The organism is Vibrio sp. Vb0888, assembly GCF_033338835.1.
GTDB classification, from domain to species: domain Bacteria; phylum Pseudomonadota; class Gammaproteobacteria; order Enterobacterales; family Vibrionaceae; genus Vibrio; species Vibrio alginolyticus.
Genome location: NZ_JAWOTL010000087.1, coordinates 1 through 1,609 on the forward strand (window position 1 = coordinate 1; position 1,609 = coordinate 1,609).

Annotated in this window: 2 protein-coding genes; both read left to right on the forward strand. The window is 46.4% G+C overall.

Annotated features, from left to right (window positions below):
• The coding region (locus R7P72_RS24035) for an FAD-binding domain-containing protein (protein ID WP_318110830.1) at positions 1-474 on the forward strand (474 nt) is incomplete at its 5' end.
• Positions 475-1,609: cryptochrome/photolyase family protein (locus R7P72_RS24040; RefSeq protein WP_318110831.1), on the forward strand; the 1,135-nt coding region annotated here is incomplete at its 3' end.

Below are 1,609 nucleotides of genomic sequence, written 5' to 3' on the forward strand. Positions count from 1 at the left end.
TATCAACAAAGGCTGTTTCGGTTTGGTGGTATTCGCAATCAACCGCCGTTAACCAGCTTTTATGCGCATCGTTTTCAGCAGTGGAAAAACGGCACCACACCGTATCCCATTGTCAACGCGTGTATGCACCAACTGAATCACACTGGTTATATGTCTAACCGTGGTCGCCAGTTGGTTGCAAGTTGCCTTGTTCATGAACTGGGGTTGGACTGGCGGTATGGCGCAGCCTACTTTGAAACGCAGTTGATTGACTACGATGTCGGCTCTAATTGGGGAAACTGGCAATATTTAGCGGGAGTAGGGGCAGATCCGAGAGGCTCTCGTCAGTTTAATTTGGAGAAGCAGACACAAATGTACGACCCAAATCATGAGTTCATTGAACGATGGCAAGGGCGTGACAGCCGAGCGCAGCAAGACGTTGTCGATATGGTCGACTGGCCAATCACAACGCAGCAAGAAAATGGAGATAAATAAATGCGTTATGACACGGTGCGATTGATTCTCGGCGACCAACTCAACAGCGAGCATTCTTGGTTTCAGCAAGCGGATGATACCGTGCTTTATTTGATTGCTGAGCTCAAGCAAGAAAACACTTACGTTACGCATCACATTCAAAAGGTGTGCGCCTTCTTCTCCGCGATGGCTATTTTTGCTCAAGAGAAGCAAGAAGAAGGGCATCATGTTCTGCATCTAACGTTGGATGACACTGCCGCTTTTGACTATCTTGACCAAGTATTGCAGCACTACGTTCGTGAAGTAGGGGCAAGCAAATTTGAGTATCAACGGCCAGATGAATATCGACTGTTGGAACAACTAACCAAGTTGAAATTAGAAGGTGTTGTCAAACGTTGCGTCGACACTGAGCATTTTTTACTGCCTTTTGCAGAAATAGAACAGCAGTTCCCGCAAGGCAAACACGTCATGATGGAGCACTTTTACCGACGGATGCGCAAGCGCTTTGATATTTTGATGCAAGACGGTAAGCCAGTGGGTGAAAAGTGGAATTACGATGCCAACAACCGTAATAAACTGAAAGCGAAAGATATCGAGCAATTACCCAAACCGCTGATGTTTAGCCTGAATGTTGACGAGATTGTAGAGCGATTAACGCGACACAAGATCTCGACCATTGGTTCACTAAATGGTGATTTGTTATGGCCAGTGAATCGCGCTCAAAGCCTATCTTTGCTCGCGCATTTTTGTCAGGTTTGTCTCCCTCACTTTGGTCGGTTTCAAGATGCGATGACGGCGGAGCACGAATCCAAATGGAGTTTGTATCACAGTCGTTTGTCGTTCTCGATGAACAGTAAGTTACTGCACCCCAAAGAGGTAATAGATGCTGCACTTAGTGCGTATCAATCAAACAAACACATCGATATTGCGCAGGTAGAAGGATTCATTCGTCAGATCTTAGGTTGGCGGGAATTCATTCGGGGTGTGTATTGGGCGAATATGCCGCAGTATCCGCAGAAAAATGAGCTCGAAGCATCACGTGATTTACCCGACTACTTTTGGACAGGAAAAACCAAGATGGCTTGTATGCGCAATGCAATAGGCCAGTCTCTCGATTATGCCTACGCCCATCATATTCAGCGTTTGATGGTGACGG